This window comes from Ruminococcus sp., assembly GCF_016283395.1.
Genome location: NZ_JAEEMU010000046.1, coordinates 1 through 23939, shown reverse-complemented (window position 1 = coordinate 23939; position 23939 = coordinate 1). Strand labels below are relative to the sequence as shown.

Genomic DNA, 23939 nt, shown 5'->3' with positions numbered 1-23939 from the left:
TATGGGCAAGCTTTACGGTGTCAGCGTGGGAGCAGGCGATCCTCAGCTCATGACTGTCAAAGCAGTGAAGATAATTGAAAACTGCGGAGTTTTGGCAGTACCGCGCACAAAGGGCGAAAACACTCTTGCACTTTCCATAGCTCAGCAGGCAGCTGACATTAAAGACAAGCGGATAATATATCTTGATTTCCCTATGACAAGGGACAAGAAGCTGCTTGATGAAAACTATGACAGGATAACGCAGCTCCTGTGCAGCGAGCTGAAAGAAAATGATGTTGCAGTACCTGTTCTCGGGGATATTTCCGTGTATTCTACATTCAGCTATATTGCTGAGCGTGTAGCTGAAAAGGGCTTTGATGTTGAGATATGCGCAGGAGTCACAAGCTTCTGTGCGGCAGCAGCCGAACTGAAATTACCACTTTGTCTCGGGAATGAGCCGCTGCATATTATCCCTTATGGCTGCGAGGACTTTGAGGAGCTCCTCGATATCCGCGGTACAAAGGTGATAATGAAAACAGGCAGCCATTCAGCGGAGCTTGCAGACTTGCTACACAGGAAAGGTTTTGCAGAGCATACGTCAATAGTAGAAAACTGCGGACTGCCTGATGAGAAGATGTATCACAGTCTTGACGAAGTTAATGACGAGCTTGGCTATTTCACGGTATTTATAGTACATGACAAGGAGAAGCGGCATGAAGCTTGAGGAGTATATTTACAAGGGCTCACAGAAGATGAGATGCGGATACACCACAGGTTCGTGTGCGGCGGCGGCAGCAAAGGCGGCAGCGGAAATGCTCCTTACGGGAAGAGTGCTGACGACTGCGGAGATACTTACGCCCAAGGGCATAGTTATCCGTCCCGATATTATCGAACCTGTTATAACCGAAAGTATGGCATCATGTGCAGTTGAAAAGGACAGCGGTGATGACCCTGATGTAACTAACGGAATAAAGGTATTTGCAGCTGTTGCTCTTGCGCAGAAAGGCGTGAAAATAAAAGGCGGAGCCGGAATAGGCAGAGTCACAAAGGCAGGACTTGACCAGCCTGTAGGCGAAGCTGCAATTAATTCTGTGCCCCGAAAAATGATTACGGCGGCAGTTATGGAAATAGCCGAGAAGTACGGCTACTCAGGCGGTTTTGAGGTAACAGTATCAGTACCCGAGGGCGTTGAGCTTGCCGCAAAGACTTACAATCCCCGAATGGGCATAGAGGGCGGCATCTCCATAATCGGAACAAGCGGCATCGTTGAGCCTATGAGCAATACCGCACTCATAGAAACTATACGCACGGAAGCAAAAATGCGCCGTGCAGAGGGACAGAAGAATATGCTGCTGACTATCGGCAATTACAGTGAGAGCTTTGTGCAGGACAAAATGCCCTTTTCACTGGAAAGAAGCGTTACGTGCAGCAACTTTATCGGTGACGCTATAGATATCGGTATCGAGCTTGGTTTCAGTTCAATACTTATCATCGGTCATATCGGCAAGCTTGTAAAGCTTGGAGCAGGCATAATGAACACCCATTCCTCATGGGCGGACGGAAGAATGGAGGTTCTCGTCACCTGCGGACTGCTTGCAGGAGCAGATACAGATACGCTGAAAAAGCTTCCCGACTGTGCTACGGCTGATGCGGCAATGGACATACTTGCAGATGCAGGCTATCTTGAAAAAACACTTGATATACTCAGTCAGCGTATGGACTATTATCTTCGCGGACGAGTAAAGAACGAGATAAAAATAGCCGCACTTGCTTTTTCGTATAAACGCGAGATAAACGTAAAAACTGCTTTTGCAGATGAACTTATAAAGGCAGTTTCGGAGGAAGAAAATGGTTGATTTTGTTGGAGCAGGCTGCGGCGCACCTGACCTTATAACACTTCGCGGTCAGCGGCTGCTCAGTAATGCAGACGTTATAATATACGCAGGTTCACTGGTAAATCCTCAGCTCCTAAGCTATGCCCGTAAGGACTGTGATATATATAACAGTGCCCTCATGCACCTTGACGAGGTAATAGAAGTCATGAAAAAGGCGGAGTCCGAGGGGAAGAATACAGTTCGTCTGCACACAGGAGACCCTTCAGTTTACGGGGCTATACGCGAGCAAATGGACAGGCTTGACGAGCTTGGCATTTCCTATAATGTAACTCCCGGAGTAAGCTCTTTCTGCGGAGCTGCTGCGGCTCTCAGAGCCGAGTACACACTTCCCGACGTATCCCAGACTGTTATACTTACACGCATGGCAGGCAGGACTCCAGTACCCGAAAAGGAAAGCATCGAAAGCCTTGCAGCTCACAGAGCTTCAATGGTCATATTCCTCAGTACAGGTATGCTTGAGGAGCTGTCAAAGCGGCTAATTGCAGGCGGCTACAGCAGTGATACACCTGCGGCGATAGTGTACAAAGCCACATGGGAAGATGAAAAGGTGATACGCTGTACAGTCGGAGAGCTTGCTGAGTCCGCAAAGAAAAACGGAATTACAAAGACTGCACTTATAACCGTAGGGGATTTCCTCGGTGACTCTTATCAGCTCTCAAAGCTCTACGACAAGGAGTTTGAAACTGAATTCAGAAAGGCTGACAAAACATGAATATATCAATATTTTCTGTGACCGAAAACGGCAGACAGCTTTCTCAGCGCGTTGCCGAAATGCTGAGAGGTGAGCACTTCGTCAGCCGATACTGTTTCCATAAGCATACCGATGATGATTCGGCAGTATTCTGGAATATGGGCAGCATGGTAGGCAGACTTTTCCAGCGTTCAGACGCTTTTATTTTTATATGTGCCTGCGGGATAGCTGTAAGGGCTGTTGCACCGTATCTTGGCACAAAAGCAGATGATCCGGCTGTTATAGTTATGGACGACCACGGAAAGTTCGCAATCCCCGTACTTTCGGGACATATAGGCGGAGCAAACTGCCTTGCGGAGATAATTGCCGATTTCGTAGGCGGAACAGCTGTTATAACTACTGCAACAGATGTGGGCGGAAAGTTTTCACCCGACAGCTTTGCCGTTGCAAACGACCTTATAATCACCGACCTTAAAGCCGCAAAGGAGATAGCTGCGGCAGTTATAGACGATGAAAAAATAGGTTTTTCTACGGAATATCCTCACAGCAGCCTTCCTGATGAGCTCACAGCTTTCGGCATATGCCGTACGGGTATCTACGTCGGAAATGATATGAGTGCGAAGCCCTTTGATGTTACATTAAGGCTTCTCCCGAGAAATATAGTGCTTGGTATCGGCTGCAAAAAAGGTACTTCGGAAGCTGATATCGAAAAGGCAGTTCTCGAGACACTTGAACGATATCGTGTTGATATCAGAACGATATCGGAGATAGCTACAATTGATATAAAGAAGAATGAGGAAGGGCTTTGCGCCTTTGCGGAGAAGTATTCACTGCCCCTAAAGACCTATACTGCCGAGGAACTTATGAGCGTCAGCGGAAATTTTGAAAGCTCCGATTTTGTACTTGAAACCACAGGTGCGGACAATGTATGCGAGAGGAGTGCCGTACTTTGCAGCGGCGGAAAGCTTGTGATACATAAGACATCAGGTGACGGAGTAACTGTAGCGGCTGCGGAAAAAGCGGTATATCTTGATTTTGAGAGGAAGATACTATGAAGCTCTATGTAGTTGGTATAGGCTGCGGAAGCAGGAACGGTCTTACTCTCGAAGCTGAGCAGGCAATACTGAACAGTTCGATAATAGTCGGATATACGGTGTATATCGAGCAGATAAAGCAGTTTTATCCCGAAAAGAACTGCCTTTCAACAGGTATGCGTCAGGAAAAGGACAGAGTTGAACTTGCACTGGAAAAGGCTTCAAACGGAGAAATTGTATCACTTGTTTGCAGCGGTGACAGTCAGCTTTACGGCATGGCAGGGCTTGCGATCGAGCTTTCCGAAAACTATCCCGATGTGGAAGTTGAGGTAGTTGCAGGAGTTACGGCTGCACTCAGCGGCGGAGCTGTACTTGGTTCGCCTATGACACATGATCTTGCGATAATAAGCCTTTCCGACCTGCTTACACCTATGGAGAAGATCATAAAAAGACTTAGATGTGCCGCTGAGGGAGATTTCGTCATGGCGATATACAATCCCTCGTCCAAAAAACGAGCCGACTATCTCAGAAATGCCTGCGATATTGTCCTTGAATACCGCCCGTTGGATACGGTCTGCGGCTATGTGCGCAATATAGGCAGGGACGGTCAGGAGAGCCGAGTGCTGACACTCGGTGAACTGCGCGATACGCAGGTGGATATGTTCACGACAGTATTTATAGGCAATTCCGAGACTAAGGTAATAGGCGGAAAAATGGTCACTCCGAGAGGATACCGCAATGTGTGAGCTGCTTATTTTCGGCGGTACTACAGAGGGCAGAGAGCTTGCGGAATTCTGCTGCGAAAATCATATTCTTTCTGCTGTATCGGTGGCTACGGAGTATGGTGCGGAGCTTCTTCCGGAAAGCGAATATCTGCGGAAAATCACAGGCAGGCTTGACAGCAGCGGTATGGAAAAGCTGATGTCGGAACTGAAATGCAAGCGTGTGATTGATGCCACTCACCCCTATGCTACGGAAGTGACCGCGAATATAAAAAAAGCCTGCACAGCAGCAAATACAGCGTATTACAGGCTTTTACGCAGCAGCTCTGAAACTTCGGACTGTAAAAAAGTCAGGGATATGGAGCAGCTTCTGGAATTGCTGAACAGTACGGATAAAACGGTATTGAGTACCCTTGGCAGCAAGGAAATACCTAAGCTTACAGCCATGAAAAACTATGCTGAAAGGCTGTGGGTAAGGGTACTTCCGAATGAGGATATAATAAGGCAGTGCGAGGAAATTGGTATCGCTAAAGAGCGTGTTATAGCGGAAAAAGGTCCGTTCAGCGTTGCGCGGAATATTGAACATTTAAAGCTCAGCGGAGCTGAGATACTTGTGACAAAGGAGAGCGGTGCGGCAGGCGGTTTTCCTGAAAAGACCGAAGCAGCAAAATTGTGCGGAGCTGAACTGCTTGTCATTGAAAGGCCAGCTGAAAAAGGCTATACACTGGGTGAAATTAAGAAAATGATATCAGAATGAGGTGAGCAGGTGAAGGTATATATAATCGGTATCGGAATGGGCAGCGCGAGAACAATGACTTCGGAAGCTTTGGAAGCTGTTAAAAAAGCGGAGTTTCTTATAGGCGCAAGGCGAATGGTCGAGCCGTTCAGAGATATGGGAAAGCCTGTTTTCGAGGAGTACAGAAGTGATGAAATAGTGCGGTATATCAAGGAAAGCGACTGCAAGCGTGCAGCTGTTCTTATGTCGGGAGACTGTGGATTTTTCAGCGGTGCAAAGAAGCTTTCTGAACTTCTTACCGATATCGAAACGGAGTTTATCTGCGGTATATCTTCACCTGTTTATTTTATGTCAAAGCTGAAAAAAGATTGGTCAGACTGCCATTTCGTTAGCCTTCACGGCAAGAACGGAAACGTAGTAAGAAGCGTCTGTTCACATGAAAAAACATTTTTCCTTCTTGGGGGAGATGTAACGGCAGCTGATATCTGCAAAAAGCTAAGCAACTATGGAAAAGGCGATATTTCGGTATATATAGGCGAAGAACTTGGATATCCCAATGAGAAGATAACTGTGGGAAAGCCTTGCGAGCTTACGGAGTACAGTGCAAGCGGATTGAGCGTACTTCTGGTTGAAAATCCCGACTATGAGCGTTTTGTTCAGTGTGGGATAGACGATGAAAAATTCGTAAGAGGAAAAGTACCCATGACTAAAAAAGAGATACGTGCAAATGTGGTCACGGGGCTTGAAATAGGCAAAAATGATGTGTGCTGGGACATAGGATGCGGTACGGGATCAGTGTCTGTGGAAATGGCTTTGATGTGCGAAAACGGAAAGGTCTGCGCAGTGGACAAAAATCCAGAAGCAGTTGGACTTACCCTTGAAAACAGCCGAAAATTCGGCTGTGATAACATTGATACGATCGAGGGTGATGCTGCTGAGATTGTAAAAGAACTTCCTGTGCCCGAATGCGTTTTCATTGGCGGTTCCGGAGGAGAAATGGAAAGCATTATTCAGACTGCACTCAGTAAAAATCGCAATATAAGACTGACTATAACTGCCGTATCTCTTGAAACATTATCGGAGTGTATCAGCATTTTTGATAAGTTTGATTTTGAAGCTGAAATTACGCAGATATCTGTAACAAGAACACGAAAAATCGGAAAACATACAATGATGTCAGCTGAAAATCCAGTATTCATCATAAAAAGGAAACAAACATGAAGAGAATAATGATTGCAGGTACGCACAGCGGCTGCGGAAAAACAACGATCACTTGTGCAATTCTTGCTGCGCTGAAAGCTCGGAAGCTGAATGTGGCTGCGTTCAAGTGCGGTCCTGACTATATAGATCCGATGTTTCATCAGAAAGTGATAGGTGTGGACTCTCACAACCTTGACAGTTTCTTTTGCGACGATGAAACTCTGAAATATCTCATGCATGAAAATAGCATAAACGCTGATATTTCCGTAGTTGAGGGCGTTATGGGATTCTATGACGGAGTGAACGGACGCGGTTCTGCACATTCGGTCTCAATGATAACCGAAACACCTGCTGTTGTCGCCATCGACTGCAAGGGCGCGAGCGAGTCAATAGGTGCGGTCATGAAAGGCTTTCTCAGCTATAAGCAGCCAAACATGATAAAAGGATTCATTTTCAACAGGCTGCCCGAGAGACTTGTACCGCGGATAAAAGAGATGTGCCGTGAACTTGGGACAACGTTTTTTGGCTATATGCCGACAAATAGCTTCACTTTTGAAAGTCGGAATCTTGGACTTGTGACTGCTGACGAAATAGGCGATCTAAAAGATAAGCTTGCTGAACTCAGCACTCTTGCGGAAGAGCATATATTTCTTGACGAGCTAATTGAAGTTTCAGAAGCTTCATTTCCAATTTTCAGAGAGCCAAAATTGCATATTGTTGAGTATAATAACAGACCAATTATTGCTGTTGCGAAAGATGCAGCTTTTTGCTTCGTATATTCGGACAATATTGCTTTGCTCGAAAAGCTCGGCTGCCGTATTGAATACTTCTCTCCGCTGAAAGATAAAAAACTTCCTGATGACTGCTGCGGACTTATTCTCAGTGGTGGATATCCCGAACTGTATGCGGAAAAGCTTTCACAGAACAATGAAATGCTGCAAGCTGTCAGAAGTGCTATTAACAGCGGCATTCCAACGATTGCCGAGTGCGGAGGTTTTATGTATCTCCATGAAAATATCATTTTGGCTGATGATGAAATATTCGGTTTTGTCGGTGCAGTTAAGGGAGATGTTTATTCGACGAAAAAGCTTCAGCGTTTCGGATATGTTACGCTTGAGGCGAAAAAGGATTGCCTTGTATGTGTTGAATCGGACAAAATTGCTGCACATGAATTTCACTATTGGGACAGTACTAACTGTGGTTCGGACTTTATTGCGCGTAAAAGTGACGGCAGGAACTGGGAGTGCGTACACGCCAATAAATCGACATATGCAGGCTTCCCACATCTTTACTTTTATGCTGATGTGAGAATTGCGGAGCGTTTTGTTGCTGCCTGCGCGGAATATGGAGAGAAACATGGACAGAATAAGCAAGATCGTTCGCACTGATAAAAAATTTGCACTTCTTGCACAGGAGCACTGGGACAGTGTTGCCAAGCCGCTTCGCAGTTTTGGTTTATTTGAAGATAATTGGAACAAAATTGCGGCGGTTCAGAAAACAGAGTCACCTGATATTTCTTCACGCGCTGTTGTGGTAATGTGTGCGGATAACGGTGTTGTCGATGAGGGTGTGACACAGACTGATCGTTCTGTGACAAGGATATGTGCTGAGGCTATAGCTTGCGGAAAATCAAATATAAATGCACTTGGCAAGATATATGGAGCGCAGGTCGTTGCTGTTGATATCGGAATTGCTGACGATGTGCAGTGCGAACAGCTTCTCAACAGAAAAGTTGCCTATGGTTCGGACAATATTGCTAAAGGTCCTGCAATGAGCTGTGAAAATGTTTTCAGAGCTGTCGAGGTCGGTATGGACATTGTTCGCGACCTTGCTGAAAAGGGCATAAAGCTTATAGTTACGGGAGAAATGGGCATTGGAAATACGACTCCGACATCTGCGCTTTCTTCGGTTTTGCTCGGACTTCCGCCTGAAGTCGTTACAGGGCGAGGTGCAGGGCTCTCAAGCGATATGCTTGAACATAAAATTGAAGTTGTAAAACGCGCAATTGCCGTCAATTCGCCGTTTTCAGATGATCCCACCGAGCTTATCTCAAAGCTTGGAAGTTACGAGATAGCAGGTATGACAGGGCTGTTCCTCGGCGGTGCGGTCTACGGTGTTACAGTTGTTATTGACGGTGTAATTTCGGCTGTTTCCGCTGTGCTTGCTTCTATGTACTCGGAAGCGTGTACGGACTATATGCTTGCAAGTCATGTTTCTGCCGAGCCTGCGGGACAGGGACTTCTCGAAAAGCTTGGGCTGAAAGCTGTCATTAACGGAGGATTGCGGCTTGGCGAAGGGACAGGCGGTATACTGCTCCTGCCTCTTCTTGACGGTGCTGCGGCAATTTATTATAACTCCCATAAATTTGAAAATTCGGGTATAGAAAGGTATGCTGAACTTAAATGATAACTCTTGTCACAGGCGGTTCAAAGTGCGGAAAATCGCGTTATGCCGAGAAAGTACTGAACCTTTTCAGCGGTGAAAAATACTATATCGCAACTATGTCTCCCGTTGGGAGCGATGCAGAAGAAATTATCATGCGTCACCGAAAAATGCGCGAGGGAAAGGGCTATATCACTGTCGAATGTCAGCGTGATATCTGCAATGCTGACGTTTCTGAAAAAAGCGGAGTTCTCATCGAATGTATGGGAAATCTCTGTGCAAATGAGATATTTGTTGGGAGCAATATTTTCAAGCCTGCGGATAAGATAGTTTCCGATATAAGAGCTCTTTCTGAGAGAGTTTTGGAGCTTATCATCGTTACAAATGAAGTGGGCTGTGACGGTGTGGAGTACTCCGCAGAAACGCTTCAATACATAAGTCAGCTTACTGAGATCAACCGAAAAATAGCTGAATTTGCAGATAATGTCATAGAATGTGTTTACGGTATACCCGTACCGCGGAAAGGGGCGGTCATTTGTTAAAGTCTTTTATTTCGGCGTTCCAGATGTACTCCCGAATCCCTATGCCGAAGGTGGAATGGAATGAAAAAAACAGGCGTTATTCTCTCTGCTTTTTCCCTGTTATAGGTGCAGTTATCGGTGTACTTACAGTGCTTTGGCAGATGCTTTGCGAAGAAGTTGATTTCGGCAATTTTATGTATGCAGCAGTGGTCATGCTGATAAATATTCTTGTTACAGGCGGTATTCATCTGGACGGCTTCTGCGATACCTGTGATGCGAGGGCTTCATGGGGTGATAAGGAGAAAAAGCTTGCCATACTCAAGGACTCACATATCGGCGCATTTGCTGCCATAAAGCTTGGTGTTTATCTTATTGTCTGCACTGCTGCTTTATCTGAGCTTTTCTTCTTTGAGGGAGCTGTTATAACAGGTCTCGGATATGTGCTTTCGCGTTCACTCAGCGGACTTACTGCCATGACTTTAAAGGCTGCCAAAAAAGAGGGAACGCTGCAAAGCTTCACAGAGCCTGCCCATAAGAAAATCAGTGTTTGTGTACTTTCTCTGTTTGCAGTTCTTTCCTGTGCGGCTATGATGTGTATTGACCTTACCACAGGTTTGGCAGTAAGCGCAGCTGCGCTGCTGACAGTGGTTTATTACCGCTATATTTCGTATAAGGAATTCGGTGGTATCACAGGTGATCTTGCAGGTTGGTTTTTGCAGATTTGCGAACTTGTCATCGCACTGACAGCTGCGGTTGTATTTAGGCTTACGGAGGTGGTCTGAACATGAGATTTATCACAGGTGGAGCTTATCAGGGCAAGGCTGAAACCGCCTGCAAGCTATTTGGGATAAAGGCTGATGAGATAATAAGCGGTTTGGACTGCGATATGGAAAAAGTATTCTCGGCAGTATGTATAAGTGACTATCACAGGCTTGTTTCGAGGCTTATGGATATGGGAACTGACCCCGTTGAGTTTACGCAGCGGCTTTGCAGCGAGAACAGCCAATGTATCATCATTATGGACGAGATAGGCTGCGGTATAGTTCCAATGGAAAAGAGGGAGCGTGTATACCGTGAAAACGTGGGACGCTGCGGATGTATCATAGCTGCCGAAAGCGATACAGTAGTGCGTGTAATATGCGGTATTGCGGAGTTTCTGAAAGGAGAAATCTGAGTGAGGATAGATCTTATTCGTCACGGTAAAACAGCAGGAAATACCGAGCTGAGATACATTGGAAGAACTGACGAGCCGCTGGCTTTTTCGGGAATTGCGGAGCTGATGAAAATAGACTATCCTCAGTGCGGAAAGCTTTTTTGCAGTTCCATGAAACGCTGTATACAGACCGCGGAGCTTATATTTCCGTCCGTTGAAATGACGATCTGCGATGAACTGAGAGAGTGTGATTTCGGCGACTTTGAGGGCAAAAATTACATCGAGCTTTCTATGGACAGCCGTTATCAGCGTTGGATAGACAGCGGCGGCGAGGCTGCTTTTCCAAACGGTGAAGCTCCTGCGGACTTCAAAAAACGCTGCATAGACGGATTTATGAAGTGCATTGAGAATGCTGACAAGGACGACCACCTTACATTTGTAGTTCACGGCGGAACTATCATGGCGATACTTGAGCATTTTGCAGTTCCGCATAAGAGCTACTACGACTGGCATATCGCCAACGGTCACGGCTATATCACAGAATTTGACGGAAATAATATTACGGTAACGGAGAAAATATGAATTACATAATTGCGGCATTGCCGCTTGTTATAGCGGCGGTGCTGGACTGTATCCTCGGCGACCCTTACAGCCTGCCGCACCCTATAAGGCTCATCGGTAAGCTCATATCACACCTTGAAGCCTTAGTGCGCAGAAAATTGAGCAATGATCTGCGAAAGGGCGGAGTATTTCTTGCACTGACAGTGATACTTATTTCGGTATCAGTGCCACTTGTGATACTCATTGCTCTGTACTCGATATCCCTGTGGCTTGGAGTTGTAGCAGAGGGCATAATGTGCTATTATCTTGTGGCTGCGAAGTGCCTCAGAGATGAGAGCATGAAGGTATATCGTGCGACTGAAAAAAATGACATCGAGGGAGCGCGAAAGGCTGTTTCAATGATAGTCGGACGTGATACGGCAGTCCTCGACAAAGAGGGCATAATAAAGGCTGCTGTGGAGACTGTTGCGGAGAATACTTCCGACGGCGTTACAGCTCCCATAATGTATATGTCACTGGGTGGAGCTGTCCTCGGAGCGTTTTATAAATCCGTAAATACTATGGATTCAATGATAGGCTACACAAATGAAAAATACGCTGATATAGGACGTTTTGCTGCGAAGTTCGATGATGTTCTGAACTATTTTCCCTCACGTCTGACAGCTCTTGCAATGGTGATGACTGCGCCTTTTATCGGACTCAGCGGAAGGGACTCCTACCGCATATGGATACGTGACGGACGAAAACACGCAAGTCCTAATTCAGCTCAGACAGAAGCAGCCTGCGCAGGTGCTCTCGGAGTTCAGCTTGCAGGCGATGCATATTACTTCGGGGAGCTCCATAAAAAGGAGTTCATCGGCGACAGGAAACGCCCGATCGAGAACGAGGATATACGCCGTGCAAACAGGCTCATGTATGCAAGCTCTGCTCTTGTATTTGCGGCTGCTATTGCAGTCAGATGTGTTATTGTGGGAGGTATCTTATGCTGAACGGAAAACACGGCGGCAATGACCTTTCACTGGATATACAGCATGATTTCTCCGCAAATCTTTCCCCACTTGGAATGCCTGAAAGTGTACGTCAGGCGGCTGCTGATGCAGTAGCTTTTTCGGACGTATATCCCGATCCGTCATGCAGAAAACTACGTGAAATGCTTTCGGAAAAGCATGGCATTTCGGCTGATAATATGGTCTGCGGAAACGGTGCTGATGATCTTATTTACCGCACTGTTTCTGCGCTAAAACTGAAAAATGCGCTCATAGTTTCGCCTGCGTTCAGCGAGTACAAAAAGGCACTTGCCGAAAACGGCTGCGAGGTCTATGAATACATTCTTTCCGAGGAAAAAGAATTTGAAGTTACGGAAGAGATCGTCTCTCATATCAGCGGTCATGATATGGTATTTCTGTGTACTCCCAACAATCCAACTGGCAGAGCTATCGAACCTGATATACTCTCAAGAATATCCCGTGAATGTGAAAAAAATGCCGCTTTTCTCTTCTGTGATGAAAGCTTTATTGGCTTTATGGACAATGCAGAAAAGTTTTCAGCTATGAACTGCATGAACGATAAAACTATTATTCTTATGTCCTTCACAAAGCTGTATGCAATGGCTGGCTTGCGGCTTGGATACGTAGTTTGCGGAGATAAGTGCATTGCGGAAAAGATAGCCTGTACGGGGCAGTACTGGAGCGTTTCCACACCTGCACAGGCAGCAGGTATAGCTGCTTTAGATGAAGAAGAATATGTCCGCAAAGCGGCTGAGCTTGTGAAAAATGAAAGGGAATACCTGGAAAAAGAACTGCATATCCTCGGGATAAAAAGCTATCCCTCAGATGCGAATTTTATCCTGTTCAGAGCTGATAAAAATCTCGGAGAGCGTATGCTGAAAGAGAAGATACTTTTGCGCTGCTGCGATGACTACAGTGGACTTGACGGCAGCTTTTACCGAATGGCAGTAAAAAAACACGAAGAAAATGAAGTATTGGTTTCCGTGCTCAGGAGGTGCGTCAATGGCTAAGGCAATAATGATACAGGGTACTATGTCCAACGCAGGAAAGAGCTTTTTTGCGGCTGCACTTTGCCGCATTTTCAAGCAGGACGGCTATTCCTGCGCACCTTTCAAATCCCAGAATATGGCACTTAATTCCTACATAACCTCTGACGGCTGCGAGATAGGCAGGGCGCAGGCTATGCAGGCAGAAGCCGCAGGCGTTGAGCCGTCGGTGCTGATGAATCCTGTGCTTTTAAAGCCCACTACTGACTGCGGTTCGCAGATAATCGTCAATGGAAAAGCTGTGTGCAATATGACCGCCGCTGAGTACTTCAAACGCAAGCGCGAGCTTGTGCCGCAGATAATGGAGTCCTATAATGCACTTTCGGCTGCGCATGATATCATCGTTATCGAGGGGGCAGGCAGTCCTGTGGAGCTCAATCTTAAATCCGATGATATCGTGAATATGGGTATGGCAGAGCTTGCGAAAGCTCCTGTACTTCTGGTGGGAGATATAGACAGAGGCGGCATTTTTGCCCAGCTTCTTGGCACTCTCAGTCTCCTTGAAAAGCAAGAGCTTGATATGGTAAAGGGACTTGTGGTGAATAAGTTCAGAGGGGATATATCACTGTTTGACAGCGGCAGAGATATACTTGAGCAGCGCGGCGGAAAGCCTGTTCTCGGAGTCGTTCCGTATCTCCGTTGCGACATCGAGGACGAGGACAGCCTTTCACGAAAACTCGACAGCAAAAGCAGTAAAGGAATTATTGACATAGCTGTAATTAGGCTGCCGAAAATATCAAATTTTACCGACTTTGATGTGTTCGCTCAGTATGACGGCGTGGGTGTAAGATATGTAACGAAGTACGAGGAGCTTGGTACTCCTGACATGATAATAATCCCTGGTACTAAGAGTACCATTGCTGATATGAAATGGCTGCGTGAGAGCGGTATGGAAATGGCTGTAAAACGATGTGCTGAAAAGTGCGTTCCCGTCTTTGGTATATGTGGCGGTTTTCAGATGCTTGGTGAAAGCATATCCGATCCCCTCGGAAGTGAAGGCGGCGGAAGTATACGCGGTATGGGAATGCTGAAATGCAGTACCGTATTCGGCTCGGAAAAGGTACAGACTCAGACAGAAGGGAATTTCTGCAATATCAACGGATTTTGGGACTTCTTCAGCGGGGCGGAGTTCAGAGGATACGAGATACACATGGGAACTACGGAAAGCGAAAGCCCTGAACTTCTGGACTGCGGCGGTGCTTATGAGGGTAATGTCTGCGGCTGTTACATACATGGTATATTCGACAGTCAGTACGTCTCGGAAAGACTTGTCAGACATCTCTTTGAACGTAAGGGTATCGCTTATCGCGGCGGTACAGTCAGCAGAGAAGAATACAAGCAGTCACAGTTTGATATGCTTGCTGACGGAGTTCGAAGAAGTATTGATATGGATATGCTTTACAGGATAATAGAGGAGGGGATATAATGGAGCTTGAATACGTTCTTCCTCAGGATATCGAACACAGAAGCTTCGAGATAATAGAGTCTGAGCTGGGCGACAGAAAGCTACCTGAGGATATACGTCCAATAGTTATGAGAGCTATACATACTACAGCGGATTTTGATTACTACGACAATATGTACTTTTCCGAGGGTGCTGTTCAGAAAGCACTTTCTGCACTTTCCGAGGGGGCTGTAATAGTTACCGATACCAATATGGCAAAGTCGGGCATAAATAAAACTGCACTTGGTAAGCTTGGCTGTACGGTGGAATGTTTCATGGCTGACAGTGACGTGGCGGAGACGGCTTCTGCAAACGGTACGACCCGTGCTGTTGCGTCGGTGGACAAGGCTGCAAAGCTTGGCAAGCCTGTTATTTATGCAGTTGGAAATGCTCCTACTGCACTTATAAGACTTCGCGAACATATCGACGCAGGCAGCTTCGTGCCGCGGCTGATAATCGGCGTTCCTGTGGGATTTGTGAATGTTGTGCAGTCCAAGGAGCTCATAATCGAAAGCGGTATCCCTTGTATCGTTGCAAGAGGCAGAAAGGGCGGCAGCAATGTTGCTGCGGCTATCTGCAATGCTCTTTTGTATATGGCAACTGGGAGAGAACAGTGATTTAACACTGCGATGAAAATGTGCTTCTGTAAAAGGGGCAAAAAACGTAAAAATTCAATGGGAAACCGTTGATTATCAAAAAAAAATTTTTTGATTTCTCTGTTTTGCATAAAATCAATATATTATTTTGTTCGTATCCGACAAAAGAATAAATCACTCAGCTGTGCATCTGCACAGCTTTTTATTTTGCGTCAAAAACAGTGCATATCCGACAGCTGACTTCGACATATCACGCGCCAAAGATGTGGTATAATCCTTTGTATATTTTGCGAGGTGATGTGTGATGATAAATATAAAAAAACTCAGAGAATGGCAGCATTTTTCCTTTGCGTTTTTCTTTTCGGTATGTGCGGCGGCTGGCTTTGTACTGTCGGGAGCAAAGGTGGGCGGAGTTGCTTCATTTGCGGATATTTCTTTAGCAGGAGCAGTTGGACTTCCGTACTCGGCTGCGGTATTTACAGGAAGCATGGTGCGCTGCATCATAAGCGGCACAGTCGGCAGGAATATAGTAAAGCTTTCGGCATCTGCACTTATCGTTATAATCAAGATGTTCCTTGAACCGAAAAACGATGAGAAGCTATGCGGTATCAATACAGGCGTGAGCGTACTTATTTCGGGTGCGGCTGTTTCAGCTGTTATAGGCGAGCTTCCGCAGAAGCTGCTTTTTTATGCTTTTTACGGTGCGCTTGCAGGCTTTACAGCATATTCGGCGGCAAGGTTTATTATGGACTTGAAGCACAAGAAAGTCATAGACGTTTCTAACAGCGGCGGATTTTCATGTGCAGTTGTATACATAGTGGCGGTATCATCACTGTGCGGAGCTGATGTTCCCGTAGTGAATGTGGGTGTAGTTATCGGCGCAGCCGTAACGCTGACGGGTGCATATTTTTACGGTCAGTCAGGTGGAGTCATATGCGGTGCGCTGACGGTCTGCGGAGCATTTCTTTCATCTTCCGAAGCAGGAATGGGAATAGTGCTTCTGCCTGCCTCGGGACTTCTCACGGGATATATGCGCAGACAGAAACCATTTACGGCGGCAGCTTTTTTTGCAGGGATAAGCTTTGTATTTACAGTGCTTACAGGACTTACTGTGAACAGCGTCGGCGGCATTATTGATATTATATGCGCGTCAGGTATTTTTATTCCTGCTGCATCGGTATTTTCTGATAAATGGGTAAGGACTGACGGGAAAGATACTTCTCTGACGGATATGATAAACACAAGAATGAGTTTTCTTTCCGAGACTGTGGGAGAGCTGAGAAGAGAGTCGGAAAGAGTTTCACAGATGCTGTCAAAAAGCTGTGATACTGTGAATGAAATAGAGGAAAATTCGGCAGAGGTGTGTTCGCTATGTTATCGCAGACCTTTCTGCTGGAAGTCAGATAAGGGCAACACATACCGCGGATTTGCGAAGCTTGCGGAAATGGGAGAGTTTGCGCAGGAGAGCTTTCCGCAGGAGCTTGCGGACTGTCTGCACAAGGAGAAGATCGAGGAAGTATTTGTGAAAAGTGCAAGAGAAAAGGCGGCTGCAAAGCTTATGGAAATGCGCTTTTCCGAGAGCCGTGAACTATTGCATGAACAGATGCTCATAACCGAGGATATCATAAGGTCAACAAGTGAGAAACTGGATATACGCTGTTCGGAAACTGTGGGGAGGAGCATAAGGCTCAAACTGGAAAAATTCGGCTTTGTGATCTCATCAGTGATAGCCTATTACAACAGCCGCAGCAGGCTTATTGCGGAGGTGTATTTCAAAGCTGAAAATGCTCCCGAAAACGGGACTAGGATATGCGATCTTATTGCAGACGAGCTGCATCTGAATATGTCTTGCACTGAGCTGATACGCTCGGGAAATGAAATGCGCATAAGGGTATACGAAAGACCGCGCTACAGCATGGAGGTATATGTTTCGTCATCATGCGCTGATAATTCGGCTGCAAACGGTGATACTTATACTGTGTTCACAGACGGTGCAGGCATGGGATATGTTGTGCTGTCCGACGGCATGGGAACAGGTAAAAATGCAGCTATGGAATCGCGTATGGTAGCAGGACTTTTCCGCAGACTTGTAAGCGGCGGAGTAAGCGTAGCGTCAACGGTAAAGCTGATAAATTCGTTCATGGTAACGAAGTCACGGGAGGAGAGCTTTGCAACTCTTGATGCGCTGTGCGCAGACCTTGATGACGGCAGCCTTACGGTGATAAAGTCAGGTGCTGCGGCAACACTTATACGCCACGGTGGGAACGTACTGAAAATAACCGCACCCACTTTCCCCATAGGCATATATGAACACTCCGAGCTGTTTGCAAGGGAGTGCGAATTTGAAGCTGGGGATATAGTGATAATGTTTTCGGACGGCATATCCGAGAACGCTTATCCGTTCATAAAAGAGCTTCTCATGGGCGGTGATGATATAAAACATATCGTGGACGAAATTTGCACAAAAGCTTATGTTTTCAATCAGACCATACACTCAGATGACGTTACGGTAATAGCTTTCAGATTAAAAGAGTAAATGAGATTGTTAACAAAATATTAACTCAAATGTCATACAGCATAGGCGAAACAAGGTCAATAGCTGTGCAATTTGTCAAGAGCGTAGGAGAAAACCTCAAAATAAATATGTCAAATTGCACTAATTAGATATGGCAATATTAGCATAACCTATAAAATTTATGTGCGTTTTTCAAAAAAGCTTGAATAATTCTGCTGATTCTGATAAAATGTATTATAGCAAAGGAGGCTGAATTATGTCTGTTAATAAAAATAACAATCTTAACGATTTTCCGCTGTACCTTTTTTACCAGGGAAAAAACTATGAAGCATATAAATTTTTTGGCGTTCATTCTAAGAAAAAGGGAAGAAGCAAGGTTTTCACTTTCAGAGTTTGGGCTCCTAATGCTGTAAGCGTATCTGTTGTAGGTGATTTCAACAACTGGGACAGAACGCAAAATAAAATGTCGCTTATCTCAGACGGTATCTGGGAGGCTGATATCCCGGGACTTAAACAGTTCGATGCTTATAAATACAGCATCGAAACTAAGGACGGCAGGATCATCATGAAAGCCGATCCTTATGCTCATCATTTTGAGACGCGTCCCGGCACAGCTTCAAAGATATACGAGAGCGATTACAAATGGGAAGATGACAAGTGGTTTGAAAATAAAAGTTCTGTGAGCATTTACAAAAGCCCTATGAATGTCTATGAGGTACATCTCAGCTCGTGGAAGAATTACGGCGAAGAGATATTCCTCGATTATGAAACATTCGCAAAGGAAATAATCCCGTATCTCAAAAAAATGTCATATACTCATGTAGAGTTCATGCCTCTTACGGAGTACCCTTACGACGGCTCGTGGGGATATCAGGTAACAGGTTACTTTGCGCCTACTTCGCGCTATGGTACTCCCGATGATATGAGAAAGATGATAGATATGTTCCATGCCGCAGGGATAGGCGTTATCCTCGACTGGGTGCCTGCACATTTCCCTAAGGACGAAGCAGGTCTTTATGAGTTCGACGGCGGCTGCTGCTACGAATACACAGATGACCGCAAGAAGGAGCATAAGGCATGGGGAACGAGAGTTTTCGATTACGGAAAGGCTGAGGTATGCTCATTCCTTATTTCAAGCGCAAATTACTGGTTTGACGAATTCCACGTAGACGGTCTCAGAGTCGATGCTGTAGCATCTATGCTCTACCTTGACTATGACAGACGTGAGGGCGAGTGGGCAGCCAATATCTACGGCGGCAACGAGAACCTTGAAGCTGTGGAGTTCCTCAAGCATCTCAATGAAGCTGTTTTTCTCAAACACCCCGACGCACTTATGATCGCCGAGGAGTCAACGGCATGGCCGCTGGTTACCAAGCCTACCGATTTAGGGGGACTCGGATTTAATTTCAAGTGGAACATGGGCTGGATGAACGATATGCTCAGCTATATGTCTCTTGATCCGATCTATCGTGCATTCAACCACGATAAACTTACATTCTCGTTTTTCTATGCATTTTCCGAGAACTATATCCTGCCTATCTCACATGATGAGGTAGTACACGGAAAATGCTCCATGATAAACAAGATGCCCGGGGAATATGAGCAGAAATTTGCTTCATACCGTGCTTTCCTTGCTTATATGATCGCACATCCCGGCAAGAAGCTTTTGTTTATGGGACAGGAATTCGGTCAGATGAAGGAATGGGATTACAAGTCTCAGCTTGACTGGGAGCTGCTTGGAACAGATTCGCACAAGAGTCTGCTGAAGTTCTCTGAAAAGCTGAATAAATTCTATATTGATAATCCTCCTCTCTGGCAGAATGACGATACATGGAACGGCTTCAGCTGGATATCCAATGACGATTACAAGCAGAGTATCATCTCTTTCAGACGTATCGACGACAATGGCGACGAGATAATAGCTGTATGCAATTTCGTTCCTGTAGAACGCCGCGATTACAGGATAGGCGTTCCGCAGAAGGGAAGATACAAGCTTATATTCAATACAGATGCTGTAGAGTTCGGCGGCTCGGGCATTACCGAAACAACGTTCAAGTCGGATAGTGTGCCCATGCATGGACATGATAACAGTATCTCAATGACCCTCGCCCCTCTCTCGGTGATATATCTTAAATTCTCACCTGTGAAAAAGCGAGAGCCAAAGGCTGTAAAGACAGAGACTGCGAAAACTCCGGTCAAGAAGCGCACAGCTTCAACAGCCAAAACTTCTGTAAAGTTGGCAAAGGCGGCTGACAAGACAGAAAAGACAAAGGCCACGGCAAAGAAAAAGACTTCTGCCAAGGCAAAATAAATTCCATTATGTTTTTTACTATCCAGGAGGAAAAATATGTATACTAAAAAAAGAGTCGTTGCAATGCTCCTTGCAGGCGGTCAGGGCAGCAGACTATATGCACTGACCAAAAATGTTGCAAAGCCCGCAGTACCATACGGCGGCAAATATCGTCTGATAGATTTTCCACTCTCAAACTGCACCAACTCAGGCATTGATACAGTTGGTGTTCTTACACAGTACCAGCCGCTGGTACTGAATGAATATATCGGAAGCGGACAGCCATGGGACCTTGATAAGATGAACGGAGGCGTACACGTTCTCCCGCCTTACGAGACTCAGGCAGGTGCTTCATGGTATGAGGGCACAGCTAATGCTATCTACCAGAATATGCGCTTTATCGAGCGTTATGATCCTGAGTATGTTGTCGTTCTCGGCGGTGACCATATCTACAAAATGGATTATTCAAAAATGGTGGATTTCCACGTTGAAAACGATGCGGACTGTACTATCTCCGTAATTGATGTACCAAAGGCTGAGGCATCACGTTTCGGCATAATGATCTGCGATGAAAAGAAGCAGGTAACAGATTTCGTTGAAAAGCCGAAGGTGCCAAAGTCCACACTGGCTTCAATGGGTATCTATGTATTCACATGGGAGAAGCTCCGCAAATACCTTATCGAAAACGAAAACGAAGCTAACGCAAAACGCGAAAAGGGTGAGCCGTGGTCAAAGGACTTCGGAAAGGATATCATCACATCTATGCTTCGCGACAAGCAGAGACTTTTCGCTTACGAATTCGAGGGCTACTGGAAGGACGTAGGAACTCTCGATTCGCTCTGGGAAGCAAATATGGACCTTCTCAGCCCGAGTGTTCCTCTTGATCTTTATGATCCGAACTGGAAGATATATTCACGTAACAGCAATATGCCTCCGCAGTATGTAGGAGATAATGCCTGCATTGAAAACTCAATGATATCAGAGGGAAGCACTATCGACGGAACTGTTGATTTCTCCATACTTTTCTCGGGCGTTACTATCGAAGCAGGTGCTTCTGTAAACTATAGTATCGTTATGCCCGGAACTGTTATAAAATCGGGTGCTGTTGTAGAGTATGCAATAATCGGAAGCGACAGCGTTATCGAAAATCGCGCTCATATCGGATCAAGTCCTGAAAGCATTGAGGACAAGGATAAATGGGGCATTGCCGTTGTCGGAAATAACGTGACTGTTTCGGCTGAAAAGGTAGTCGAGCCAAAACAGATCATCGGCGAAAATATCTGACGGAGGAATGTTACTATGAGTGTTAATTATAATGTTTTGGGACTTATCTTTGCAAGTATGCATGATTCTTATGTCAGTGAGCTGACTAAGAGGAGAACTATGGGTTCTATCCCATTTGGCGGACGTTACAGACTGATAGATTTTCCGCTTTCAAACTTCGTTCATTCGGGAGTTTCCGAGGTGGGTGTCATCACAAAGTCGAATTACGGTTCTCTCCTCGATCATCTCGGCTCAGGACGTGACTGGGATCTTTCACGTAAAAAGGGCGGACTTCATCTTCTGCCGCCGTACAGTCAGACAGGCGGTATCTATAACGGCAGACTGGATGCGCTGAATAATATATGGGGATATGTTGAGCATTCAAATGCCAAATATGTCATCATGTCGAACTGTGATGTAGTTACTACACTCAACTTCAATCCTGTGCTCAAGCAGCATATGGATACAGAGGCTGATATCACTCTGGTGTACAGCAGAGGATTATATAACTGTGAAAAGGACAACTGCACAACAGTTCTCGAATTCGATGATGAGAACAGATTAAAGGACGTTCTTGTTGATCCGCAGATAACAGGCGAGTGCAATATCTGGCTTGAAATGTGCATCGTTACAAAGGACTTTTTAAAGAAGATCGTATCCGATGCAGCAAGCCGCAACCAGTACAGCTTTACCCGTGAGATACTTCAGCGAAAGAAGGATGAATTCAAGATAATGGGCTATAAGCATGAGGGATTCTTCACAAGGATAGACAGTATCCAGGAGTACTATGCAGCCAACAGGCTCCTTCTTGATCCTGCAAAGAAAGATGCACTTTTCCAGAAAAATATGCCTGTTCTTACAAAGATAGGTGATAACGGACCTGTAAAATACGGTCTTGAGTCAAATATAAAGGATTCACTCATTGCAGACGGCTGCGTCATTGAAGGTACAGTAATCAATTCTATACTGTTCCGAGGCGTTAAAGTCGGAAAGGATTCAGTGGTCAAGGACTGCGTACTCCTTCAGGGAACAAAGGTAGGAGAAAATTGCAGCATCGCATCGGTAATAACCGATAAAAACGTTGAGATAAGCAACGAAAAGGTGCTTACAGGCTCTGAGACATATCCGCTATATATAGGAAAAGGCGGTAAGATCTGACGGCGGTGATAATATATGAAAATACTATTTGCTGCCAGTGAAGCTGTACCTTTTGCAGCTTCGGGCGGACTTGCAGACGTAGTAGGTTCACTTCCAAAAGCAATAAAATCAAAAAGGCATGACTGCAGGGTGGTCATACCTCTGTATAAATCTATCGCTCCCGAATTCCGCGATAAAATGGTATTCCTTACGAATATTACAGTTGATGTTTCATGGCGTAAGCAGTACTGCGGTATATTTATGGCGATAAAGGACGGAGTAACTTACTATTTCATTGATAATGAGTATTATTATTCAAGAGAAGGACTTTATGGATTTTATGACGACTGTGAGAGATTTGTTTTCTTTGACAGGGCTGTGCTTGAAATGCTGAAGTACATTAATTTTACTCCCGATATCATCAACTGCAACGACTGGCAGACTGCGCTGATACCTGTGTATTACAATGTTTATTACAAGTATCAGCAGGGATATGATGGTATCAAGATCGTTTATACCATACACAATATAGAGTATCAGGGCAAATACGGAAAGGAAGTTCTCAGCGAACTCATGGGTATCCCTATGTACAATGCAGGACTTATCGAGTACGACGGCTCTGTCAATATGATGAAGGGGGCTATCGAGACAAGTGACATGATAACAACGGTCAGCCCAAGCTATGCGTGGGAGATACTTGACCCGTGGTATGCTCATGGTCTCGACAGGATACTCGTTACCAAGCAGTATAAGCTGCGCGGTATAATGAACGGTATTGATACAAAGCTGTATGATCCTGATAAGGATAAAATGATAGCAGAGAACTACTCTTCCAAAAAGCTGGACGGCAAGAAAATATGCAAGGAAGCTCTCCTTGCAGAGCTTGGCATCGCACCGGGAGATGAACCTGTTATAGGTATAGTTTCACGTTTCGTAAAGCATAAAGGAATTGATCTCATAAGATGCGTATTTGAGGAGATCGTGCGCAGCGGCGTAAAATTCGCGATACTTGGTAGCGGCGAGAAGATATACGAAGATTTCTTCCTCGAAATGGCTGCAAGATATCCTGATAAAGTTTCGGTGACAGTTGGATTTAATCCCGAGCTTTCGCATAAGATATATGCGGGAGCGGATATGTTCCTCATGCCGTCACAGAGTGAGCCCTGCGGACTTGCACAGATGATAGCAATGAGATACGGAACTATCCCCATAGTCCGTGAAACAGGCGGATTAAGAGATTCTGTACGAGATAACGGCGGTGAGAACGGAAACGGTTTCACATTCAAGACGTATAATGCAAACGATATGCTTGATGCTGTGAAACGTGCCCGTCGTGATTATGAGGATAAACAGGTATGGGAAGAACTTGTTATACGTGCTATGGAGTGCGATCACAGCTGGTCGTCATCGGCTGAGCTCTATATTGATACGTATAAGCAGCTTCTTGCAGCAGAGTAATATTGACAGCACCTCAGCAATGGGGTGCTGTTGTTTATAAGTTGTGATTTTATATAAAAAAGTTCTTGAAAAATTCATAAAATTTGATTTGACAAATCCTCAAAAGGGTGTTATAATATAATCACTGTCCGGCAAGGAGCTGTTGAAAAGCAGCGGTTGAGAGAAAAAGTTTTTTGAAAAAATTCGAAAAACCTCTTGACAAGTCTGAAGGAAAGTGATATAATATTAAAGCTGTCTCGCAAGAGATGGTAAACAGCATCTTGAAAATTGAACAATGCGAATAAGAAAAGTAACGACCCTTGAGATTTC

22 protein-coding genes are annotated in these 23939 nt (G+C 45.4%); all 22 read left to right on the top strand.

Annotated features, from left to right (window positions below; genetic code table 11):
* Position 1: 1 nt before the first annotated feature.
* The 22 genes from cobI to glgA all read left to right on the top strand — a co-directional run bounded on the left by cobI (position 2) and on the right by glgA (position 23630).
* On the top strand, positions 2-703 hold the full coding sequence (gene cobI / locus QZZ41_RS11320; protein WP_295072038.1) for a precorrin-2 C(20)-methyltransferase: 702 nt from the start codon (positions 2-4) through the stop codon (positions 701-703).
* Positions 693-1835 carry a cobalt-precorrin-5B (C(1))-methyltransferase CbiD gene (cbiD, locus tag QZZ41_RS11315; protein WP_295072035.1) on the top strand — a complete coding sequence of 381 codons (1143 nt, stop codon included), beginning with the start codon at positions 693-695 and terminating at the stop codon, positions 1833-1835. Before cobI ends, cbiD begins: the two co-directional genes overlap by 11 nt.
* Positions 1828-2586: a precorrin-4 C(11)-methyltransferase gene (cobM, locus tag QZZ41_RS11310; RefSeq protein ID WP_295072032.1), complete on the top strand. Its 759-nt coding sequence runs from the start codon at positions 1828-1830 to the stop codon at positions 2584-2586. Before cbiD ends, cobM begins: the two co-directional genes overlap by 8 nt.
* Entirely contained in the window at positions 2583-3620 is a 1038-nt protein-coding gene (locus tag QZZ41_RS11305; protein ID WP_295072029.1) for a cobalt-precorrin 5A hydrolase, read from the top strand. The genes cobM and QZZ41_RS11305 overlap by 4 nt, the downstream gene beginning before the upstream one ends.
* Positions 3617-4345: a precorrin-3B C(17)-methyltransferase gene (cobJ, locus tag QZZ41_RS11300; protein WP_295072026.1), complete on the top strand. Its 729-nt coding sequence runs from the start codon at positions 3617-3619 to the stop codon at positions 4343-4345. Before QZZ41_RS11305 ends, cobJ begins: the two co-directional genes overlap by 4 nt.
* Positions 4338-5078 carry a precorrin-6A reductase gene (gene cobK / locus QZZ41_RS11295; protein ID WP_295072023.1) on the top strand — a complete coding sequence of 247 codons (741 nt, stop codon included), beginning with the start codon at positions 4338-4340 and terminating at the stop codon, positions 5076-5078. The genes cobJ and cobK overlap by 8 nt, the downstream gene beginning before the upstream one ends.
* A gap of 9 nt (positions 5079-5087) precedes the next feature.
* On the top strand, positions 5088-6278 hold the full coding sequence (gene cbiE / locus QZZ41_RS11290; protein ID WP_295072020.1) for a precorrin-6y C5,15-methyltransferase (decarboxylating) subunit CbiE: 1191 nt from the start codon (positions 5088-5090) through the stop codon (positions 6276-6278).
* Positions 6275-7645: a cobyrinate a,c-diamide synthase gene (locus tag QZZ41_RS11285; protein ID WP_295072018.1), complete on the top strand. Its 1371-nt coding sequence runs from the start codon at positions 6275-6277 to the stop codon at positions 7643-7645. Before cbiE ends, QZZ41_RS11285 begins: the two co-directional genes overlap by 4 nt.
* Positions 7614-8663, top strand: a complete 1050-nt coding sequence (gene cobT / locus QZZ41_RS11280; RefSeq protein ID WP_295072015.1) for a nicotinate-nucleotide--dimethylbenzimidazole phosphoribosyltransferase — start codon at positions 7614-7616, stop codon at positions 8661-8663. Before QZZ41_RS11285 ends, cobT begins: the two co-directional genes overlap by 32 nt.
* Positions 8660-9181, top strand: a complete 522-nt coding sequence (locus tag QZZ41_RS11275) for a bifunctional adenosylcobinamide kinase/adenosylcobinamide-phosphate guanylyltransferase (protein WP_295072012.1) — start codon at positions 8660-8662, stop codon at positions 9179-9181. Before cobT ends, QZZ41_RS11275 begins: the two co-directional genes overlap by 4 nt.
* Positions 9175-9942, top strand: coding sequence for an adenosylcobinamide-GDP ribazoletransferase (gene cobS / locus QZZ41_RS11270; RefSeq protein WP_295072009.1), 768 nt, complete (start codon positions 9175-9177; stop codon positions 9940-9942). Before QZZ41_RS11275 ends, cobS begins: the two co-directional genes overlap by 7 nt.
* A 2-nt stretch (positions 9943-9944) precedes the next feature.
* Positions 9945-10334: a bifunctional adenosylcobinamide kinase/adenosylcobinamide-phosphate guanylyltransferase gene (locus QZZ41_RS11265; protein WP_295072006.1), complete on the top strand. Its 390-nt coding sequence runs from the start codon at positions 9945-9947 to the stop codon at positions 10332-10334.
* Positions 10335-10895, top strand: coding sequence for a histidine phosphatase family protein (locus QZZ41_RS11260; protein WP_295072003.1), 561 nt, complete (start codon positions 10335-10337; stop codon positions 10893-10895).
* Positions 10892-11863, top strand: a complete 972-nt coding sequence (gene cbiB / locus QZZ41_RS11255) for an adenosylcobinamide-phosphate synthase CbiB (protein WP_295072000.1) — start codon at positions 10892-10894, stop codon at positions 11861-11863. Before QZZ41_RS11260 ends, cbiB begins: the two co-directional genes overlap by 4 nt.
* Positions 11857-12891 carry an aminotransferase class I/II-fold pyridoxal phosphate-dependent enzyme gene (locus QZZ41_RS11250; RefSeq protein ID WP_295071997.1) on the top strand — a complete coding sequence of 345 codons (1035 nt, stop codon included), beginning with the start codon at positions 11857-11859 and terminating at the stop codon, positions 12889-12891. Before cbiB ends, QZZ41_RS11250 begins: the two co-directional genes overlap by 7 nt.
* The gene (locus QZZ41_RS11245; RefSeq protein WP_295071995.1) at positions 12884-14353 is read left to right on the top strand and encodes a cobyric acid synthase; all 1470 of its coding nucleotides are present in this window, start codon (positions 12884-12886) and stop codon (positions 14351-14353) included. The genes QZZ41_RS11250 and QZZ41_RS11245 overlap by 8 nt, the downstream gene beginning before the upstream one ends.
* Positions 14353-14988 carry a precorrin-8X methylmutase gene (locus QZZ41_RS11240; RefSeq protein ID WP_295071992.1) on the top strand — a complete coding sequence of 212 codons (636 nt, stop codon included), beginning with the start codon at positions 14353-14355 and terminating at the stop codon, positions 14986-14988. The genes QZZ41_RS11245 and QZZ41_RS11240 overlap by 1 nt, the downstream gene beginning before the upstream one ends.
* Positions 14989-15271: 283 nt before the next feature.
* Positions 15272-17503, top strand: coding sequence for a SpoIIE family protein phosphatase (locus QZZ41_RS11235; protein ID WP_295071989.1), 2232 nt, complete (start codon positions 15272-15274; stop codon positions 17501-17503).
* Positions 17504-17738: 235 nt separating this feature from the next.
* Positions 17739-19793 carry a 1,4-alpha-glucan branching protein GlgB gene (gene glgB, locus QZZ41_RS11230; RefSeq protein WP_295071986.1) on the top strand — a complete coding sequence of 685 codons (2055 nt, stop codon included), beginning with the start codon at positions 17739-17741 and terminating at the stop codon, positions 19791-19793.
* Positions 19794-19829: 36 nt separating this feature from the next.
* Positions 19830-21056, top strand: coding sequence for a glucose-1-phosphate adenylyltransferase (locus QZZ41_RS11225; RefSeq protein ID WP_295071983.1), 1227 nt, complete (start codon positions 19830-19832; stop codon positions 21054-21056).
* Positions 21057-21071: 15 nt separating this feature from the next.
* Complete coding sequence (glgD, locus tag QZZ41_RS11220; protein ID WP_295071980.1) at positions 21072-22193, top strand: glucose-1-phosphate adenylyltransferase subunit GlgD; 1122 nt, start codon at positions 21072-21074, stop codon at positions 22191-22193.
* A gap of 15 nt (positions 22194-22208) precedes the next feature.
* Complete coding sequence (gene glgA, locus QZZ41_RS11215) at positions 22209-23630, top strand: glycogen synthase GlgA (protein ID WP_295071977.1); 1422 nt, start codon at positions 22209-22211, stop codon at positions 23628-23630.
* Positions 23631-23939: the final 309 nt, after the last annotated feature.

What these genes read in the sequence shown, in the direction of transcription:
- glgD (WP_295071980.1), top strand. Translation starts at nt 21,072, where the DNA reads ATGAGTGTTAATTATAATGTTTTGGGACTTATCTTTGCAAGTATGCAT.
- QZZ41_RS11235 (WP_295071989.1), top strand. Translation starts at nt 15,272, where the DNA reads ATGATAAATATAAAAAAACTCAGAGAATGGCAGCATTTTTCCTTTGCG.
- glgA (WP_295071977.1), top strand. Translation starts at nt 22,209, where the DNA reads ATGAAAATACTATTTGCTGCCAGTGAAGCTGTACCTTTTGCAGCTTCG.
- QZZ41_RS11275 (WP_295072012.1), top strand. Translation starts at nt 8,660, where the DNA reads ATGATAACTCTTGTCACAGGCGGTTCAAAGTGCGGAAAATCGCGTTAT.
- cbiD (WP_295072035.1), top strand. Translation starts at nt 693, where the DNA reads ATGAAGCTTGAGGAGTATATTTACAAGGGCTCACAGAAGATGAGATGC.
- QZZ41_RS11285 (WP_295072018.1), top strand. Translation starts at nt 6,275, where the DNA reads ATGAAGAGAATAATGATTGCAGGTACGCACAGCGGCTGCGGAAAAACA.
- cobJ (WP_295072026.1), top strand. Translation starts at nt 3,617, where the DNA reads ATGAAGCTCTATGTAGTTGGTATAGGCTGCGGAAGCAGGAACGGTCTT.
- cobI (WP_295072038.1), top strand. Translation starts at nt 2, where the DNA reads ATGGGCAAGCTTTACGGTGTCAGCGTGGGAGCAGGCGATCCTCAGCTC.
- cobT (WP_295072015.1), top strand. Translation starts at nt 7,614, where the DNA reads ATGGACAGAATAAGCAAGATCGTTCGCACTGATAAAAAATTTGCACTT.
- QZZ41_RS11225 (WP_295071983.1), top strand. Translation starts at nt 19,830, where the DNA reads ATGTATACTAAAAAAAGAGTCGTTGCAATGCTCCTTGCAGGCGGTCAG.
- cobM (WP_295072032.1), top strand. Translation starts at nt 1,828, where the DNA reads ATGGTTGATTTTGTTGGAGCAGGCTGCGGCGCACCTGACCTTATAACA.
- cbiB (WP_295072000.1), top strand. Translation starts at nt 10,892, where the DNA reads ATGAATTACATAATTGCGGCATTGCCGCTTGTTATAGCGGCGGTGCTG.
- QZZ41_RS11265 (WP_295072006.1), top strand. Translation starts at nt 9,945, where the DNA reads ATGAGATTTATCACAGGTGGAGCTTATCAGGGCAAGGCTGAAACCGCC.
- QZZ41_RS11250 (WP_295071997.1), top strand. Translation starts at nt 11,857, where the DNA reads ATGCTGAACGGAAAACACGGCGGCAATGACCTTTCACTGGATATACAG.
- QZZ41_RS11240 (WP_295071992.1), top strand. Translation starts at nt 14,353, where the DNA reads ATGGAGCTTGAATACGTTCTTCCTCAGGATATCGAACACAGAAGCTTC.
- cobK (WP_295072023.1), top strand. Translation starts at nt 4,338, where the DNA reads ATGTGTGAGCTGCTTATTTTCGGCGGTACTACAGAGGGCAGAGAGCTT.
- QZZ41_RS11305 (WP_295072029.1), top strand. Translation starts at nt 2,583, where the DNA reads ATGAATATATCAATATTTTCTGTGACCGAAAACGGCAGACAGCTTTCT.
- glgB (WP_295071986.1), top strand. Translation starts at nt 17,739, where the DNA reads ATGTCTGTTAATAAAAATAACAATCTTAACGATTTTCCGCTGTACCTT.
- QZZ41_RS11245 (WP_295071995.1), top strand. Translation starts at nt 12,884, where the DNA reads ATGGCTAAGGCAATAATGATACAGGGTACTATGTCCAACGCAGGAAAG.